The following is a 16791-nucleotide window of genomic DNA, read 5'->3' as shown; positions in this document are numbered from 1 at the left end:
CGGGGCACCGCCCTAGCGTCGTACGATTGTTAACAGTAGACTGTTGTGATGAGCAAGACCCCCTTGAGCAGTCAGTTGCAGCGCCGCGAGCGCCGCGTCCTCACCGACGATGTCGCGGACTCGATCCGCGAGGCGATCCTGAGCGGCCGCCTCAAGGGCGGCGACCGGCTGATCGAGGACGATCTCGCCGAGAGTCTCAGCGTCTCGCGCGGGCCGATCCGGCAGGCGATCTTCCGCCTCGAGCAGGAGGGGCTGGTCGTCCACGAGACCCATCGTGGCGCGACCGTGACGCAGGTTTCCATCGAGGACGCCGCCGAGATCTACAGCCTCCGCCAGGCGCTGGAGCGGCTCGCCATCCGCTCGGCCTGCGAGAAGGCGCAGGCCGAGGACCTGGCGCCGCTCGAAGCCATTCTCCTGCTTTTTCAATCGATTCCGCGCGCTTCGATCACGCGCCGGCGCGTCGCCGAGCTCGATATCGATTTTCACGATGCGCTGTTCCGCGCGGCGCATCACGCGCGCCTCTACCGCACCTGGGAGACGCTGCGCTCGCAGATTTTCGTCTTCCTGCTGCTGCGCGACGGCCTACCCGACGACTATCTCACCTCCTGGTATCGGGACCATTCAAGGCTGCTCGAACTGGTCCGGATGCGCGAGACGGCGCTCGCCGAGGCGACGATCGAGTCGCATATCGGCGGCGCCTACAAGCGGCTGCAGGAGCACATGGCCCAGGAAGAGGTGCTGCGTATCCGCGCCGGCTGACGCCGCCCAGGCGGCTTGACAGAGGGGACCCTCGTGCTATCGTCCGATTGTTAACAAATGACAATAAGGCCGATCAGACACGGCCGCACCGCGGCGCCCTCCCGGCGACGCGGCCAAGGGAGGACAGCATGACGACACCGAAAGAGGGTAAGTCCGTGCGCGCCGCGACGGGGCCGAGCCCGAACCGGCGCCAGTTTCTCGGTGGCGCCGCCGCGATCGGCGGCGCGCTCGCAGCCGCCCCGCTCGGCGCCGGCAGGGCCCGTGCGGCGGACCGCATTCCGCTGAAGGTCATGAGCTGGGAGCAGTTCCAGCCGGGCGAGAAGGAGGGCTGGAACGCCCTCTTCAAGGCATTCAACGAGTCGCAGTCCAAATATATGGTCGACTGGACCGGCTGGCCGGCGAGCCAGTACGTCTCCAATGTCGTGATCCAGGCGCAGGCCGGCGGCATCGATGCCGATGTGCTGATGGCGATGCCCGATCTCGCCGCGCAGGTGATCCGCAAGTTCAAGCTTGCCGTGCCGGTCGACAGCGTCGTCGAGGCGCTCGGCATCACACCGAGCGCTGGCCATGCCTTCCTGAAGCAGGACGGCAAGCTCTACGGCCTCTCGGCGATCGATGTGAACTTCGCGCTGATCTATAATCAGGAGCTGCTCGACAAGGCCGGCCTCAAGCCCGCCACGACGCCCGAGCAATGGATCGAGGAAACCGCGAAGCTCACCAAGCGGCCCGACCAGTTCGGCATCGCGCTGACCAACGTCATCGCGGACGCCGGCGAATGGTGGTTCCAGCTGCAGAATTTCTGCCTGCCCTTCGACGGGAAATGGGCCGAGGGCAAGACGCCGCTCGCCAATTCGCCTGAGGTGGTGAAGGGCCTCGAACTGTGGAAGGGGCTCTATGAGGCCGGCGTGCCGCAGGGCACGGCGCAGAGCGCGATCATGAAGCTCGCGGCCGACGGACGCGTCGCGCAGGCCTTCGGCGTCAACCCCACCGTCGTCGTGCTGCGCGCCACCAATCCGGACATCTATCCGAAGCTGCGCTCCGCCGCGCCGCCCTGGGCCAGCAAGCGCTCGCTGGACCGCATCCATCCGCTGATGGCCCTCAAGGGCAAGAACGAGGAAGGCGCGCTCGAATTCATCAAGTTTGCCATGACGCCGGATGTCATGGCCGAGCTGATGATCACCAATCTCTATGTCATGCCGCCCTACGACCTCGCCGCCAAGTCGGAGAAGTTCAAGGCGTTCCTGGCCGACAAGCCCTGGATCACCGGCTTCAACGAGGCGAAGCAGGTCTCGCCGATCGACGTGATGGGCGATTTCGCCTTCGTCGACGACCAGTTCGGCCGCATCATCATGCAGAACTTCCAGAGCGCGCTCCGCCCCGGCGGATCGGTCAAGGCCGCGATGGACGGCGCGCAGAAGCAGCTCGAGGCACTGGCGAAGCGGGTGTGATCGGCGGTCCGGCCGCCTGACCCGTCAGGCCTTGCAGAAACGGCGTCATCCCGGCGGAAGCCGGGATCCATTCAGCCTGAGGCGTACCAACGTCATGCGTCTCGGCTGAATGGATCCCGGGTCAAGCCCGGGATGACGGCAGTGCGGTGTTGGGAGGACTTCACTTGGCATTGGCTCCGGCGCTTTCCGGCACCGCGACCGAGGCCCGGCGCAGGGCGCGCGCACGGCGCGGCGTGGTCGGCAGCCGCGCCTTTCCCTATCTGCTCATCCTGCCGATGCTGGCGCTCGAAGGCGCGCTCGTCATCTATCCGATCATCCGCGGCGCGCTGTTCAGTCTCGAGACCGACACGGGTCTCGGCCTCGACAATTACCGGACGATGCTGGCGGATCCCGATTTCTGGCGGATGATCGGGCACACGCTCGTCTTCACGCTCTCGGTCGATGTCGCGATCCTGACGATCGGCCTGTCGCTCGCCCTGCTCATGAACTGGAGCTTTCGCGGGCGCGGCCTGGTGCGCAGCCTGCTGACCATTCCCTGGGCGATCCCCGAGGTTCCGGTCGCGATCACCTTCGTGCTGATGCTCGACCCGAGCTTCGGCGTCTTCAACGCGTTTCTGCGCCTTTTTCCCGGCGTCACCGAGAACCCGCAATGGCTGCTCGATCCCGTGCTCGCCATGGTCGTCGTGATCGCCGTGACGGTGTGGAAGGGCTTTCCATTCTATTCGCTCGTGCTGCTCTCGGCGCTTCAGAGCGTGCCGGACGAACTCTACGAGGCCGGGCGGATCGACGGCGCCGGGCGCTTCGCGCTGTTCTGCCACATTACCCTGCCGGGAATCCGCGACACGCTCGCGCTGCTCGCCGTGCTCGCCTTCATCTATTCGACGCAGCAGTTCACGCTGATCTGGCTGATCACGGGCGGCGGACCGGTCGACGCGACCACGACGCTGGCGCCGGCGATCTACATGCAGGCCTTCCGCTTCTACAATTTCCCCTATGCTGGCGCGATCGCGGTGGTCGGTTTCGTGATCTCGGCCGTGGCGACGCTGGTCTTTGTCGCGGCGCAGCGCCGCGTGGAGACGAGCGAATGAGCACGGTCTCGACACGCCCCGGCGCCTCGCGCATCGAGCCGGTCCTGCGCACCGTCGCGATCGTGGTCGTCACGGCGATCGTGATGTTCCCGGTCTATTGGATGGTGGTCTCGGCGCTCCGGCCGTCCGACGAGTCGCTCTCTTTCCCGCCGCCTCTGCTGCCGCACGCGCTCGAATTCTCTTCCTTCTGCCAGCTCTTCGCCGAGAAGCCGATCGCGCACTGGCTGATGCTCTCGACCTTCGTGGCGAGCCTCACCGTGATCGGCACGCTGATCCTCGTCATCCCCGCTGCGTACGCGCTGTCGCGGCTCTACTGGGTCGGCCGCTCGGCCTTCGGCCTGATGCTGCTGTTCACGCAGATGATGCCGGGCGCGGTCGTCGTCGCGCCGGTGCTGATGCTCTATCGCAGCCTCGGCTGGACAGACAATCTCTGGGCGCTCGCGCTGCTGCACACCGCCTTCGTCGTGCCGCTCTGCGCCTGGGTGCTGAAGACCTCGTTCGATTCCGTTCCGAAGGAGATCATCGAGGCGGCGCTGATCGATGGCTGCGACCGCTGGAAGGTGCTGTGGCTCGTGCTGCTGCCGCTCACCAAGCCCGGCCTCGTGGCGGTCTCGGTCATCGCCTTCTTCGCGAGCTGGAACGAGTTCCTGTTCGCCTCGACATTGATCACCAAGAACGACCTCTATACCGCCTCGCTCGGCCTCGCGACGCTGATGACGCAGCTCGACACGCCGCTCTTCGTGCTGATGGCAGCCGGCGTCACCTTCTCGATCCTGCCCGTCTTCTTCTACATGGCGATCCAGCGCCATCTCCTGCGCGGCCTCACGGCCGGCGCGGTGAAGGGGTGAGCGGGATGCTCCTGCGTCAAACCCACGCTTTGCCGTCACCCCGGCGAAAGCCGGGGTCTATCCAGCCTGAGACGGCCGGCGCTTCGGCTGAATGGTTCCCGGCTTTCGCCGGGATGACGCCGGACTGGATGAGAGCGGCCGCCCACCTACGTTCCGAGGAAACGCCATCATGAAAATCACCAAGATCGAAACCCTCTGGTTCGAGGCGCTGCCGCAGACCGAGTGGGCGAAGCTGAATCCGAAGGCGCGGCAGGCGCTGCCCAATAATCTCTGGGTCCGCATCCATACCGATACCGGCCTCGTCGGGCTCGGCGAGACCTATTACCTGCCGCGCGCCGTCGCGCCGATCGTGCACGACATCTTCGCACCGCTGCTCATCGGCCGCGATCCGCGCGACATCGAGAACCACTGGCAGAACATGTTCGCGCTGGTGAGCTTCTGCGGCGCCTATGGCGCGGAGATGCGCGCGATCTCGGCCGTCGACGTGGCACTCTGGGATATCGCGGCGCAGAGCGCGGGCGTGCCGATCCATACCGCGCTCGGCGGACGCAGCCGCGATCGCATCCGCCTCTACAACACCTGCGTCGGCTACGGGAAATATGACGACCTTAACGCCTGGCTGAACGGCAAGGCGGGCGAACTGGCGGAAAGTCTCGTCGCGCAGGGCGTCACCGCGATGAAGATCTGGCCGTTCGACCAGTTCGGTCCGACCCTGTCCGGCCCTGTCGATACCAGGAAGCCCATGGTCATGTGGGGCGCGCAGACGGCGGCCGGACCGCGCGGCCACGACCTGACCCATGACGAGCTCAAGGCCGGCATCGCGATCGTCGAGGACATCCGCCGCGCCGTCGGCGACAAGATCCAGATCATGATCGAGGGCCATGCGCGCTGGGACCTCGGCGCCTCGACCTGCATCTCGCGGGCGCTCGAGCCCTATGACATCGCCTGGCTCGAGGAGATCATGCCGCCGGACAATGTCGAGAGCTATGTCCGCCTGAAGCAGGCGACGACGATCCCGATCTGCCAGAGCGAGCGCGTCTTCACGCGCTTCAACTATCGGCCCTGGATCGAGCGCGGCGCCGCCGACATCATCATGCCCGACCTTTCCTGGGGCGGCGGCCTGACGGAGGGGCGCAAGCTCGCCGCCATGGCCGACACCTATTTCCTGCCCGTCACCTGCCACGACACGATCGGCCCCGTCGCGCTCTGGGCCGCGACGCATCTGATGCTGCACATCCCGAACGCGCTGATCATGGAGACGGTGCGCGGCTATATCGACGGCTGGTACGACGACGTCGTCACCGACCGCATCGAGATCCGCGACGGCCACCTGCTGCTGCCCGATAGGCCCGGCCTCGGCACGCGACTCCGGGACGATCTGTTCTCGAAGCCGAATGCGCGCGTGGAAGTGACCACCGAAGAAACGCTGAAGCGGTGGTGAGATGAACCCTTTCCAGCTTCGCTATACGGGCGATTATCTGGCGCCAGATGGCAGCCTCGCCATCCCCGACATCGCGCTCGATCTCTACGCGGCGCATCCCGCGATCCACGTCGATTTCCTGCGCAGCCAGTCGCCGCAGCCCGGCGATTCCGGCTACCAGAGCCGGCTCTATTCGCTGGAGCTCACGGCGGACGATATCGCCGAGGCCGACGGCGTCGTGATCTTCCGTCCCTGGGTCAAGGCCGCGACCTTCGCCCGCGGCGCGGAGCGGCTGACCGTGATCGGCCGGGCCGGTGCGGGTTATGACAAGATCGACCTCGCGGCCTGCACCGCCAATGATGTCGCCGTCTTCAACGCGCCGGATACGCTGACCCACGCGACCGCCTCCTCCGCCTTCATCCTGATGCTGGCGCTCGCGAAACGGCTGCCGGAGCAGCAGGCCATGGTCCGCGACGGACGCTGGGATCTGCAGGCGGCGACCATGGGGCAGGATTTGCCGGGCAAGACGCTCGGCATTGTCGGCCTCGGCGCCAGCGGGCGTGAACTCGCCCGCCTCGCCGCGCCCTGGGGCATGCGGATCATCGCCTTTTCGCCGCGCGCCTCGGCCGAGGATGCGGCTCGGCTCGGCGTCGCCCTGGTGCCGTCCATCGACGACATATTCCGGCAGTCGGACTTCGTCAGCCTGCACAATCGCCTCGACGCGTCCACGCGCGGCTCCATCGGCGCACGGCATTTCGCCCTCATGCAGCCCGGCGCCTATTTCATCAATGTCGCGCGCGGCGAGATCGTCGATCAGGCGGCGCTGGTTGCGGCGCTTTCGGAAAAGCGGATCGCCGGCGCCGGGCTCGACGTGTTCGAGCACGAGCCGCTGCCCAAGGACGATCCACTCAATGCGCTCGGCAACGTCATCCTGACGCCGCACTGGCTGCCTTCGACCCGCGACGCCGCCCGTCTCACCATGAGCGAGATGGCGCATGGCATGATCCGCGCCGCGCGCGGGCTCGTGCCCGCCCATATCGTCAACCCGGCCGTGCTCGAGCGGCCGGCCTTCCAGGCGAAGCTCGCCCGCTTCGCCGCGCCCTCCTGAGACGCAAAGGCCATCATGATCCGCAAGAACCGCCTCAAGGCGAAGCTCATGGCCGGCGAGAAGGCCTTCGGCATCTGGCTGCAGAGCGCCGACCCGACCTTCGCCGAGATTTCCGCGCTGATCGGCTTCGATTGTTTCATCATGGATCAGGAGCACGGCCCCGGCGGCATGCAGGCGGCGATCGACATGGCCCGCGCCGCCGCCGTCACCGACACGACCTCGATCGTGCGCGTCCCCTCCTCCGACCCTCTCGTGCTGCGCCGCATCCTCGATGGCGGCATCGAGGGCGTGCTGGTGCCGATGGTCGAGACCGCGAGCCAGGCGAAGAGCATCGCGGATGCCTGCCGCTTTCCCCCGCTGGGAAAACGCGGCAATGCCTGGGACATCACCCGCGCCGCCGGCTATGGCGTCGCGCGAGACTATATGAAGCGCGTGCATGACGAGCTTCTCGTCATCGCGCAGTTGGAGACCGTCGAGGGCATCAAGAACGCCCGCGCCATCGCCGATATCGACGGCATCGACGTGATCTTCATCGGCCCGACCGACCTTGCCGGCAGCGCCGGCGTCGGCGGCGACACCGGCCATCCGACGGTCGAAGCGCTGATCGCCGAAGCGGTCGCCGCGGTGAAGCCGACCGGCAAGCCGCTCGCCACCGTGCCGCGCCGCGGCACGAGCTGGCAGAAAGCCTTCGACGACGGCTTCGATTTCGTCGCGGCCGGCAGCGAGATCCACTTCTTCCGCCTCGCTGCCGAAGCGCAGTTCAAGGAGTGGCTGCGCTATAACGGTGAGGAATAGACGGGTCGCTGCCGATCCTCAGCTATAGCCGCATCATGCCGGGACCCAACCGCTGTCATTGCCGGGCTTGACCCGGCAATCCAGACTTGCTGGCAAGCGTCGGGATTGTGCACGGAAACCGAAGGGAAGACTGGATTGCCGGGTCAAGCCCGGCAATGACCCCAACGGGGTAAGCTCGCGAACTCCGAAGTCTCAGATCGACCGCACCGCGCCGCCGTCGCAGCGCATGATCGTGCCGGTGACGTAGCTTGCGCGCTGGCTGACCAGGAAGGCTGCCACATCGGCGAATTCCTCGACCGTGCCGTAGCGGCCGAGCGGGATCGAGGCGCGCGAGGCTTCGGCGACCGCCTCCGGGGTCTTGCCGGACGCCGCGGCATTGGCGCGGTCGAGCTCGTCCACGCGCTCGGTCTGGATGCGGCCGGGGAGCAGCATGTTCACGGTGACGCCGCTCGGCGCGATCTCGCTCGCCAACGACTTCGACCAGCCGACGAGCGCGGAGCGCAGCGTGTTGGAGATGCCGAGATAGGGGATCGGCTCGATGACGCTGGTCGAAGCCAGCGTCAGCACGCGGCCCCAGCGGCGCTCGATCATCGCCGGCACGAGCGCGCCGGTGATCGAGATCACCTTGCGCACCATCATGTCGAACTGTGCGGTCCAGGTCTCGTCCGCGACCTTGCTGACCGGGCCGGGCGGCGGGCCGCCGGTATTGTTGACCAGAATGTCGACGCCGCCGAGCTTCGCGAGGCTCTCGCGCACGAGGACCTCGACCGCGTCCGGCGCCGCGAAATCGAGCGGCAGTGCGACCGCGCGTCCGGGACCGCTGGCGTTCAGCCGCGCCGCGGCAGCCTCGAGGCGCTCGGCACTGCGGCCCGTGATGGCGACGTCCACACCCTCGGCGACCAGCGCCGTCGCGACGCCGAGCCCGAGGCCGCGCGAAGATGCGAGCACCAGCGCCCGCCTGCCCTTGATGCCGAGATCCATCCGACGTTCCTTCCCGATGAACCGGCGGCGCCCGTGGCGCGCCGGCATGAGCTTCGGCTTGGGAATAGAACGTCAATGCGCGGACGCCAAGGGGTTAAGGCCGTCGGGGCACGAGCCGATCAGCGCGGGCAGAACCAGCGCGCCTGCCCTCTTGATCATCTCGAAGCCTCTTCGGTGAATTCGCCCGAGTCCGCCCGACCGCGCGAGCATGTGCGGCGTCGCCGCCATCAACTAGATTGGGACGAACTGCATCGTTCTGAGACGATTTGTAGTGTCGCGGGCCCCGAAATTTAACATTCCCTGGATCAGGCGTGGTTTTACACAGAACACCGTCGATTGTGGTGTGGAAGTTCTTTCGTCGCCGGCGTAAAGGGACGACGTTGGACGACAGGCGAACCGCAAGGATGGCCGGGGCGCCCTCCGATTCGAGACAAGGAAACACCGGCCATGCTTTTCGAAGGCGGTTTCACATTCGCCAATTTCCTGGCGGACGCATTCGCGATCTTCCTGTTCATCGTCTGGTTCTGGCTGATGATCGTGGTGATCGGCGATCTGTTCCGCCGGCACGATACATCCGGCTTCACCAAGGTGCTCTGGGTGATCCTGCTGATCGTGCTGCCGTATCTCGGCATCTTCCTCTATCTGCTGACGCAGGGCCGCGGCATGGCGGAACGCGACGCCGCGCGGGCCAAGAGCGCGCAGGAGCATCTGCGCCACATCGTCGGCTACAGCGCCGCCGACGAGATCGAGAAGCTCGACCGGCTGAAGGCCTCGGGTTCCCTCTCCGCCGAGGAATATGGCCGCCTCCGGGCCAGGGTCGTGCAGTAGCGCGCCCGAATGCGCGGCGGCGTCAGGCCGCCGCCTCGAGATGCAGCTGGCCGAGGAAATCGGCCAGCTGAGCCGCCTGCTCGGCCGAGAAGCGCAGGCCGAGCTTGGTGCGCCGCCACAGGATATCGTCCGCGCTGACCGCCCATTCGCGCGCGACCAGATGGCGGACCTCGGCTTCAAAGAGGCCATGGCCGAAATCGCGGCCGAGTTCGGCACGGCTCGCCGCCCGCCCGAGAAAGGCCGCGGCCTCCGTGCCATAGAGGCGGAAGAGGCGGCGGGCCGTCACCGCGCCGAGGAAGGGATAGTCACGCGCCAGCGTCGCGACGCCCGCATCGAAGGCCTGCGGCTCGAAATCGCCGCCCGGCAGGCGGCTCGCCGCGGTCCAGGCCGGCCCCTTCGCGCCGATATGCGCGCCGATCTTCTCCAGCGCGTGCTCGGCCAGCCGGCGATAGGTGGTGATCTTGCCGCCGAAGACGCTGATCAGCGGCGCGCCGCCATCCGGGGCCTCCTCGCGCAGCACATAGTCCCGCGTCGCTGCCTGCGCGGTCGAGGCGCCATCGTCATAAAGCGGGCGGACGCCGGAATAGGTCCAGACGATATCCTCGCGCCGCACGGGTTCGGCGAAATATTCGCTCGCCGCCGCGCAGAGATAGTCCGTCTCCTCCTCGCTGATCCGCACATCATGCGGATCGCCGGGATAGTCGCGGTCGGTCGTGCCGATCAGCGTGAAATCATCCTGATAGGGGATGGCGAAGATGATGCGGCCGTCATGGTTCTGGAAGAAGAAAGCGCGCGGATCGTCGAACTTCTTTCTGACGACGATATGGCTGCCCTGCACGAGGCGGACATTGTGGACGTCGCCCTCGCCCAGCGCATCCGACAGGACGTGATCGACCCAGGGACCAGCGGCGTTGACGAGAAGGCGAGCGAAGACCTCGTTCACTGCGCCGGTGCGTCCGTCTTCGATCGTCACGCGCCACATCTCGCCGGCGCGCTGCGCCCCGACGACGCGCGCGCGGGTGCGGATGACGGCACCGCGCTCATGGGCATCGCGGGCGTTGAGGGCGACGAGGCGCGCATCGTCGACCCAGCCGTCGGAATATTCGAACGCGGTCGAGAAGAGCGGCTTCAGCGGCTTGCCGGCCGGGTCGTGGCGCAGATCCACCGTTCGCGTCGCCGGGAGCAGCTTGCGGCCGCCGATATGGTCGTAGAGGAAGAGGCCGAGCCGGATCATCCAGGCCGGACGGATGCCTTTGGCATAGGGCAGCACGAAGCGCATGGGATGAATGATGTGCGGCGCCATCCGCCACAGCCCCTCGCGCTCCATCAGCGCCTCGCGGACCAGGCGGAACTCGTAATATTCGAGATAGCGCAGACCGCCATGGATCAGCTTCGTCGAGGCCGACGAGGTGCCGCTGGCGAGATCGTTCATCTCCGCGAGATAGACCGAATAGCCGCGCCCCACCGCGTCGCGCGCGATGCCGCAGCCATTGATGCCGCCGCCGATGACGAAGATGTCGTAGAGGGGTGCGTCCGCCATGCGAGCCTCTCGCGCCGCCTCGCGGCGAATGTGAAAGCCTGATTGGTCTAATACGAACGCAAACGAAATTCAAACGAAAGCTCGCGGCGCCGCCTCCACGAGCCGGACGCCGTGCTCCGCGCAGATGCGCCGGATGCCCACCTTGTCGCAGCGGTCGGTGACGAAGCTGTGGACCTGCGAAACATGGCCGATCCGCACTGGCGCCGAGCGCTCGAACTTGGTTGCGTCGGCGACCAGAATGATGTGGCGCGCATTGGCCATGATCGCCTGCGCGACTTTCACTTCGCGGAAATCGAAATCGAGCAGCGCGCCGTCCGCGTCGATCGCGGAGACGCCGACCACGGCGAAATCGACCTTGAACTGGCGGATGAAGTCGACCGCCGCTTCGCCGACAATGCCGCCATCTGCGGCGCGCACGACGCCGCCGGCAATGATCACCTCGATGCCGGAATGGGTGCGGAGCCGATTGGCGACGTTGATATTGTTGGTGATGACCATCAGGCCGGCACGCTCGGCGAGCGCCGCGGCGACGGCCTCGGTCGTGGTGCCGATATTGACGAAAAGCGAGGCGCCGTCAGGGATCAGCGCGGCGGCGGCACGGCCGATCGCAGCCTTGGCGTCGGCCGCGAGCGTACGGCGCGCCTCATATTCGAGATTCTCGATGCCGGAGGCGAGCGCGGCGCCGCCATGGACGCGCACCAGCTGGCGCGCGTCGCAGAGCGTGTTCAGATCCTTGCGGATCGTCTGCGGCGAGACGCCAAACTCCGCCGCCAGCGCGTCGACGAGGACGCGCCCCTCTGCCTTGGCGCGGGCGAGGATGGCGGATTGGCGCTCGGACGTGAACATCGCAGCCTTTCGATGCTTTCGCTTCGCACCAGTCTAGCGCGAAGCGAAAGCATTCGAAAGCCGGCGCAGGCCTTAGCCGGCCATGGTCTGCTTGAAGGTGTCGAGGTGCTTCTGCTGCGCCTCGAGCATGCGTTCGCGATAGACGCCGTAGATGATGTCGGTGTCGTGCAGCGTGACGCCTTCGATGGTCGGCGACGCGAAGACCGGCAGTTCGACGCCCTTCTTGGCGAGTTGGTCGGCGGTGCGCGCGATCAGCTCATGCGTCAGGATCATGGCGAGCACGGTCGACGAGCCCGAAACCGGACGGCTCCAGCCCTCGATCGGAACGATCGCGTCCTCCACGGGCGAGCCCGTGTCGATCACGAGGTCGGCCGCATCCTTGAGGCGCTTGCCCGAGGAGTGCTTGGCCGGCTTGTCGTTGGCCTTCGAGGTGACGGCGACGACGAAGAGGCCGCGCTTCTTGGCGTAGAGCGCCGTCTCGATACCGGCCGAATTGGTGCCGGAATGGCTGTAGATGATGATGCAGTCGCCCGGATTGAGTGGCTGGTGATCGAGGAACTTGTCGATGTAGTTCTCGGTGCGCTCCAGCCAGAGCAGTTCGCGCACGCCGCCGGCGCCGAGCACGTTGTGCCACATCACGCGCGGGTCGGTGAGCGGGTTCAGACCCACGAAGGAACCATAGCGCGGGAAGGCCTCCTGCGTCGGCAGGACCGAATGGCCCGAGCCGAAGAGATGGACGAGACCACCCTTCGCCAGCGTCTCGGAGAAGCGCTTGGCCGCCTCGTCGAGCGCGGCGGCGTTGTTGGTGCCTGCCTTCTCGATCAGGCCGATCAGGCGGTGCAGGTAGAAGTCGGACATTGAAGTCTCCTTGGGTAAAGGGGGCCGGGAGCGACGAGGCGCGCCCGGGGTGGGGGAAGCTCAGGCGCGCAGGACCGACCGGATCTCGTAGCGGTCGCCGCGCATGACGGAGAGCGTGGTTTCGAAGGGGCCGCGCGCATCGACCGTGATGCGCTCGACGATGAAGGAGGGGCTGCCTTCGACGACACCGAGCAGCGCCGCATCCTCGGCACCGGCCGGACCGACGCGGTAGGTCTCCGTCGCCTCGATCGGCTTGATGCCGTAGAGCCGCTCCAGATGCTGATAGAGCGAGCCCTCGCTGAGGTCCTGCTCGATCAGGCCGGGGACGCGGTCGAAGCGCAGATGCGCGGACTGGACGCCGATCGGATCGCCATTGCCGAGGCGGAGGCGGCGGATGCGCACGACGTCGTCGCCCTCCTCGATGCCGAGCGCCGCGGCGATGGCGGCATTGGCCGGCACGATCTCCTGCGAGAGCAGGCGCGAACCGACCTTCAGCCCGATCGCCGCCATTTCCGTCGTGAAGGAGGTCAGGCCGCGCGGACCGGCAACGACGCTCGCATTGCGCACGAAGGTGCCGCGGCCATGCTCACGGCGCAGGAGATCGATGGATTCGAGGTTGCGCAGCGCGTGGCGGATGGTGATGCGCGAGACGCCGAGCCATTCGCACAGCTTGTCCTCGGCCGGAATCTGCGTGCCCGGCGGCCATTCGCCGGCCTCGATCCGTTCGCGGATCGCCTTCTCCGCCTGATGCCAGAGCGGCTCCGGCTTGCGCCGGTCGACAGTGAGGAGCATGTCCTTGTTCATTCCTTCCTCCTCCACCATTCCCGGCCACGCCCCGCGGCGACCGCGGCGCCGACCAGGCCGGCGCGCGGACCGAACACGCCGGCGCGCAGCGTGATGCCGCGCAGATGCGGCGGCAATTGACGCCGCATCGCCGCCAACACCGGCGGGGCCAGCACATCGAGCGACTCCGAAACGCCGCCCGCGACGAGAACCAGTTGCGGATCGAGCAGCGCGACCGCGCCAGCCAGAACCGTTCCGAGCGCGTCGCCCACCGCACCGATCGCGGCAAGCGCTGCGCCCTCGCCTCGTCGTGCGGCGTCGATGAGCGCCGCGCCATCGGCAAGGCCGATCGCCGTGGCATGGGCGTCGAGCGCACGGCCGGCGGCCTTGCGCTCCAGCCAGCCCGAGCGGTCTTCGCCGGGATCGCCGATATCGGCGGAGGCCCAGCCGAACGAGCAGGCGCCGCCATGCGCGCCGCGCGCGATGCGCCCGCCGGTGAGCACCGCCGAACCGATGCCGGTGCCGATCGCCAGCAGGATCGCGTCGTCGAGCCCCGCCGCCGCGCCGACGGCGGATTCGGCGAGCAGTGCCATCTGCGCGTCATTGCCGGCGGCCAGCGGCACGCCTGCGGGCGCCAGGCGCTCCTGAAGATCGATGCCGTCGAGAAAAGGCAGGTTCGGTACCCAGCGCGTCACCGTGCCCTCGACGAGGCCCGGCGCCGTGATGCCGATCCCGGCGACCGGCCGATCCGCGAGGATCGATGCCACGCGCCCCTCGAGCTCGGCCATGCTGGCCGGCGCCGGCCAGCGGCCGACCATTTCGAGCGCGGCCGGATCGCCGAGCGGCGCGAAAGCGGCGCGGAGGCTCGTGCCGCCGAGGTCGAGCGCCAGGACCGGGGAAGCAACGGTCACGCGTCACCTCCGCAGCCACAGGATGGGCGATGCCGGGCCCCCGCGAACATGCCGCCGCCAGCATTGAAAGAATGCGACGTCGTCGCGAAGCCCTGCGCATAGGTCGTGCCGTTCAGGCAGCCGCGCATGCGGTAGAGCGCCGAATAGAAGTCGACATAGGGGAAGGACGAAAGCCCGCGTGCGAGCTCATATTCGACGATCGCCTCGCGCCAGGTCTCGAACCCCTCCGAAACATCGACAAGATGCGCCGGGGCGAAACCCTCGTCATCTTCCCAGTTCTCGCCGAACAGCAGCAGCGAGGGGCTGAAGGCGGGATGCGCGCGTTCGAGCGTCGGCAGCGCCGCATAGAGCACCGCCGTCTTGGTGGCGTTGGCCGCGGCGCGGTGATCCTTGTGCCAGCTGCCATGCCAATGGGTGACGATCGTGTCCGGCCGGACCTCGCGGATCACGTCCGCGATTTTGAGCGCGACGGCGTCATCGTCCGGCAGGAAGGCGTCGGGATAGCCGAGATCGCGCCAGGCAATGCCGAGCCGCGCCGCGAAGCGCGCGGCTTCCGCGCGCTTCTGCGCAGCATAGGCCGCTGGCGCCAGCGCGGTATGGCCCTGCTCGCCCATGGTCAGATGCAGGAACGTCACCTCGACGCCGCGCCTTGCCGCCTGCGCCGCGAGCGGCCCCGCGATCACCTCGGCGTCGAAGGCATGGGCGCCGACGACCAGCAGCGAGCGAGCGGAATAGATCTGCGCGTCGATCACTTGAGACCTCCCGTTGCGCCGACGCCTTCGCGAATCTGGCGGGCGAGAAGCAGATACATCACCAGCACCGGCATCATCGAGATGGCGAGCGAGGCGAAGACCATGCCCCAGTCGGTGCGGAACTGGCCGACGAAGGTGGTGATGGCGAGCGGCACGGTCTTGTAGGCATCATCGAAGATGAAGATCAGGGGGAAGAAGAAATCGTTCCACACCGCGATCGCCGTGAAGATGGCGACGATCGCGATCGCCGGGCGGATTGTCGGCACGATGATCGAGACGAGGATGCGCCATTCCTTGGCGCCGTCGAGCCGCGCCGCCTCTTCGAGCTCGCGCGGCAGCACGCGCATGAAATTGGCGAGGATGAAGACGGCGAAGGGAATGCGGATCGCCGTATAGACGAAGACGAGGCCGAGGCGGCTGTCGAGCAAGTCGAGATGCTTCATCAGCGTGAACATCTCGACCGAGGCCAGACGGATCGGCAGCATCACGCCAGCGAGGAAGAAGGCGAGCAGCGGCGAGGACCAGCCGAGCGGATAGCGCGAGAGCGGAAAGGCCGCCATGGCCGAGACGATGATGGTCAGCGCCACCGCGCCGCCGGTCACCAGGAAGGAATTGACCATGTAGCGAGCGAACTGCGCCTTGGTCCACGCATTGACGAAATTGTCGAGCGTCCATTGCGTCGGCAGGCCGAACTTGTCGCCATAGATCTCCGCCGTCGATTTGAAGCAGGAGACAATCAGGATGTAGAGCGGCAGCGCGACGACCAGCGTCCATAGCGCCAGCACCATCCAGCCCGGCAGACGCTTCACGTGCAGCGCGATGTCGAGATTGGTCATGACAGCCTCACCGTCCGCTTCTCAAAGAAGCGCAGCAGCATGATCGTCACCACGGTCAGGAGCAGGAAGAGCAGCGTGCCGAGCGCAAGGGCGAGGCCGATATCGGTGATGCCGACGGCCCCCTCGGCGCCGAAGGCGAGGCGATAGAAATAGGTCACCAGCGTATCGGTCGAATAGCTCGGATTGCCCTGCACGCCCTGCATCACATAGACGAGGTCGAACTGGTTGAAGGTGTTGATGAAGGTCAGCGTCGTCAGCGACGAGATCGCGGGAATGAGTTGCGGCAGCGCGATCGACCACAGGATGCGACCGGCACCGGCGCCATCGAGCCGCGCGGCCTCGAAGACCTCGCCCTGGATCTGGCGGAGACCAGCCGTGAAGATGAGCACCGGCAGGCCCATCCAGTTCCATGCATCGACCGCGACGAGGACCCAGAGCGCCCAGCTCGAATTGCCGAGGATGGTGAGGCGACCCTGGATGAGACCGAGATTGTGCAGGACGGTCTCGACCACGCCATCCGGCGTCAGCAGCAGCCGCCAGAGCGCTCCGACAATGACCGGCGACAGCACGGCGGGAAAGAAGAACACGGATTGCAGGAAGGCCGTGCCGCGGCTGCGCAGGAACAGCAGATAGGCGAAGATCAGCCCGAGCGCGTTCTGCAGCACCATGATGCCGCAGAACCAGAACACATTGTGCAGGAAGGCGCCCGATAGCCGTGGCCAGCTCGGATCGACGAAGAGGCGTGCGAAATTGTCGAGCCCGGCGAAGCCGCGCATCCGGAGTCCGCGCCATTCGAAGAACGACCCGAACAGCGAGGTCGCGAGAGGATAGACCACGAACAGGCAATAGATGACGAGCGCCGGCAGCACGAAGAACACGGCAGCGCGGTGCTTCGGCCAGTCGATCGGATCACGCCGGAGGCGGGATGCCATGGGTCGCCTCCTGGGTTCTTCACCTCTCCCGGAGGGAGAGGTCGACGCGCGAAGCGCG

At 66.9% G+C, this 16791-nt stretch carries 17 protein-coding genes; 8 read left to right on the top strand and 9 right to left on the bottom strand.

Going from position 1 to position 16791, the window contains the following annotated elements; all coding sequences use genetic code 11:
- The first annotated feature begins 48 nt into the window (after positions 1–48).
- From GGR25_RS06245 to GGR25_RS06215, 7 genes are all read left to right on the top strand, one after another.
- A complete protein-coding gene (locus GGR25_RS06245) occupies positions 49–759 on the top strand; it encodes a GntR family transcriptional regulator (protein WP_183397905.1) in 711 nt (236 codons plus the stop codon).
- A gap of 128 nt (positions 760–887) precedes the next feature.
- Complete coding sequence (locus GGR25_RS06240) at positions 888–2207, top strand: extracellular solute-binding protein (protein WP_183397904.1); 1320 nt, start codon at positions 888–890, stop codon at positions 2205–2207.
- A 164-nt stretch (positions 2208–2371) separates the two neighbouring features.
- Positions 2372–3295, top strand: a complete 924-nt coding sequence (locus GGR25_RS06235; RefSeq protein ID WP_183397903.1) for a carbohydrate ABC transporter permease — start codon at positions 2372–2374, stop codon at positions 3293–3295.
- Positions 3292–4143: a carbohydrate ABC transporter permease gene (locus tag GGR25_RS06230; protein WP_183397902.1), complete on the top strand. Its 852-nt coding sequence runs from the start codon at positions 3292–3294 to the stop codon at positions 4141–4143. Before GGR25_RS06235 ends, GGR25_RS06230 begins: the two co-directional genes overlap by 4 nt.
- 169 nt (positions 4144–4312) lie before the next feature.
- Positions 4313–5584 carry a mandelate racemase/muconate lactonizing enzyme family protein gene (locus GGR25_RS06225; RefSeq protein WP_183397901.1) on the top strand — a complete coding sequence of 424 codons (1272 nt, stop codon included), beginning with the start codon at positions 4313–4315 and terminating at the stop codon, positions 5582–5584.
- 1 nt (position 5585) lies between these two features.
- On the top strand, positions 5586–6671 hold the full coding sequence (locus GGR25_RS06220; protein WP_183397900.1) for an NAD(P)-dependent oxidoreductase: 1086 nt from the start codon (positions 5586–5588) through the stop codon (positions 6669–6671).
- 15 nt (positions 6672–6686) lie between these two features.
- A complete protein-coding gene (locus GGR25_RS06215; protein ID WP_183397899.1) occupies positions 6687–7466 on the top strand; it encodes an HpcH/HpaI aldolase family protein in 780 nt (259 codons plus the stop codon).
- Between the two features lie 192 nt (positions 7467–7658).
- On the opposite strand, the gene GGR25_RS06210 is transcribed toward GGR25_RS06215, so the two are convergent.
- Positions 7659–8447: an SDR family oxidoreductase gene (locus GGR25_RS06210; RefSeq protein ID WP_183397898.1), complete on the bottom strand. Its 789-nt coding sequence runs from the start codon at positions 8445–8447 to the stop codon at positions 7659–7661.
- Positions 8448–8894: 447 nt separating this feature from the next.
- Between GGR25_RS06210 and GGR25_RS06205 the strand changes: the two genes are divergently transcribed.
- Positions 8895–9275, top strand: coding sequence for an SHOCT domain-containing protein (locus GGR25_RS06205; protein ID WP_183397897.1), 381 nt, complete (start codon positions 8895–8897; stop codon positions 9273–9275).
- A gap of 22 nt (positions 9276–9297) precedes the next feature.
- Here GGR25_RS06205 and glpD read toward each other — a convergent pair whose 3' ends face one another.
- The 8 genes from glpD to GGR25_RS06165 form a co-directional block, all read right to left on the bottom strand.
- Positions 9298–10815 (bottom strand): glycerol-3-phosphate dehydrogenase, encoded by a 1518-nt coding sequence (gene glpD, locus GGR25_RS06200; RefSeq protein WP_183397896.1) that lies wholly within the window; start codon positions 10813–10815, stop codon positions 9298–9300.
- Between the two features lie 69 nt (positions 10816–10884).
- Entirely contained in the window at positions 10885–11661 is a 777-nt protein-coding gene (locus GGR25_RS06195; protein ID WP_183397895.1) for a DeoR/GlpR family DNA-binding transcription regulator, read from the bottom strand.
- A 72-nt stretch (positions 11662–11733) separates the two neighbouring features.
- Positions 11734–12519, bottom strand: a complete 786-nt coding sequence (locus GGR25_RS06190) for a sugar isomerase domain-containing protein (protein WP_183397894.1) — start codon at positions 12517–12519, stop codon at positions 11734–11736.
- A 60-nt stretch (positions 12520–12579) separates the two neighbouring features.
- Entirely contained in the window at positions 12580–13323 is a 744-nt protein-coding gene (locus tag GGR25_RS06185) for a GntR family transcriptional regulator (RefSeq protein ID WP_183397893.1), read from the bottom strand.
- Positions 13320–14213, bottom strand: a complete 894-nt coding sequence (locus GGR25_RS06180; protein WP_183397892.1) for an ROK family protein — start codon at positions 14211–14213, stop codon at positions 13320–13322. The genes GGR25_RS06185 and GGR25_RS06180 overlap by 4 nt, the downstream gene beginning before the upstream one ends.
- Positions 14210–14965, bottom strand: a complete 756-nt coding sequence (locus GGR25_RS06175; protein ID WP_183397891.1) for a PIG-L family deacetylase — start codon at positions 14963–14965, stop codon at positions 14210–14212. Before GGR25_RS06175 ends, GGR25_RS06180 begins: the two co-directional genes overlap by 4 nt.
- Positions 14962–15801, bottom strand: a complete 840-nt coding sequence (locus GGR25_RS06170; RefSeq protein WP_183397890.1) for a carbohydrate ABC transporter permease — start codon at positions 15799–15801, stop codon at positions 14962–14964. The genes GGR25_RS06175 and GGR25_RS06170 overlap by 4 nt, the downstream gene beginning before the upstream one ends.
- On the bottom strand, positions 15798–16733 hold the full coding sequence (locus tag GGR25_RS06165) for a carbohydrate ABC transporter permease (protein ID WP_183397889.1): 936 nt from the start codon (positions 16731–16733) through the stop codon (positions 15798–15800). The genes GGR25_RS06170 and GGR25_RS06165 overlap by 4 nt, the downstream gene beginning before the upstream one ends.
- Positions 16734–16791: the final 58 nt, after the last annotated feature.

Origin of the sequence: Kaistia hirudinis, from assembly GCF_014196455.1 — a bacterium.
In the GTDB taxonomy this organism is placed as follows: Bacteria; Pseudomonadota; Alphaproteobacteria; order Rhizobiales; family Kaistiaceae; genus Kaistia; species Kaistia hirudinis.
Note: the sequence above shows the minus strand (reverse complement) of the source record. Positions and strands in the feature narration are given on the sequence as shown.

What these genes read in the sequence shown, in the direction of transcription:
- GGR25_RS06165 (WP_183397889.1), bottom strand. Translation starts at nt 16,733, where the DNA reads ATGGCATCCCGCCTCCGGCGTGATCCGATCGACTGGCCGAAGCACCGC.
- GGR25_RS06210 (WP_183397898.1), bottom strand. Translation starts at nt 8,447, where the DNA reads ATGGATCTCGGCATCAAGGGCAGGCGGGCGCTGGTGCTCGCATCTTCG.
- glpD (WP_183397896.1), bottom strand. Translation starts at nt 10,815, where the DNA reads ATGGCGGACGCACCCCTCTACGACATCTTCGTCATCGGCGGCGGCATC.
- GGR25_RS06230 (WP_183397902.1), top strand. Translation starts at nt 3,292, where the DNA reads ATGAGCACGGTCTCGACACGCCCCGGCGCCTCGCGCATCGAGCCGGTC.
- GGR25_RS06240 (WP_183397904.1), top strand. Translation starts at nt 888, where the DNA reads ATGACGACACCGAAAGAGGGTAAGTCCGTGCGCGCCGCGACGGGGCCG.
- GGR25_RS06205 (WP_183397897.1), top strand. Translation starts at nt 8,895, where the DNA reads ATGCTTTTCGAAGGCGGTTTCACATTCGCCAATTTCCTGGCGGACGCA.
- GGR25_RS06195 (WP_183397895.1), bottom strand. Translation starts at nt 11,661, where the DNA reads ATGTTCACGTCCGAGCGCCAATCCGCCATCCTCGCCCGCGCCAAGGCA.
- GGR25_RS06225 (WP_183397901.1), top strand. Translation starts at nt 4,313, where the DNA reads ATGAAAATCACCAAGATCGAAACCCTCTGGTTCGAGGCGCTGCCGCAG.
- GGR25_RS06220 (WP_183397900.1), top strand. Translation starts at nt 5,586, where the DNA reads ATGAACCCTTTCCAGCTTCGCTATACGGGCGATTATCTGGCGCCAGAT.
- GGR25_RS06170 (WP_183397890.1), bottom strand. Translation starts at nt 15,801, where the DNA reads ATGACCAATCTCGACATCGCGCTGCACGTGAAGCGTCTGCCGGGCTGG.
- GGR25_RS06190 (WP_183397894.1), bottom strand. Translation starts at nt 12,519, where the DNA reads ATGTCCGACTTCTACCTGCACCGCCTGATCGGCCTGATCGAGAAGGCA.
- GGR25_RS06215 (WP_183397899.1), top strand. Translation starts at nt 6,687, where the DNA reads ATGATCCGCAAGAACCGCCTCAAGGCGAAGCTCATGGCCGGCGAGAAG.
- GGR25_RS06245 (WP_183397905.1), top strand. Translation starts at nt 49, where the DNA reads ATGAGCAAGACCCCCTTGAGCAGTCAGTTGCAGCGCCGCGAGCGCCGC.
- GGR25_RS06185 (WP_183397893.1), bottom strand. Translation starts at nt 13,323, where the DNA reads ATGAACAAGGACATGCTCCTCACTGTCGACCGGCGCAAGCCGGAGCCG.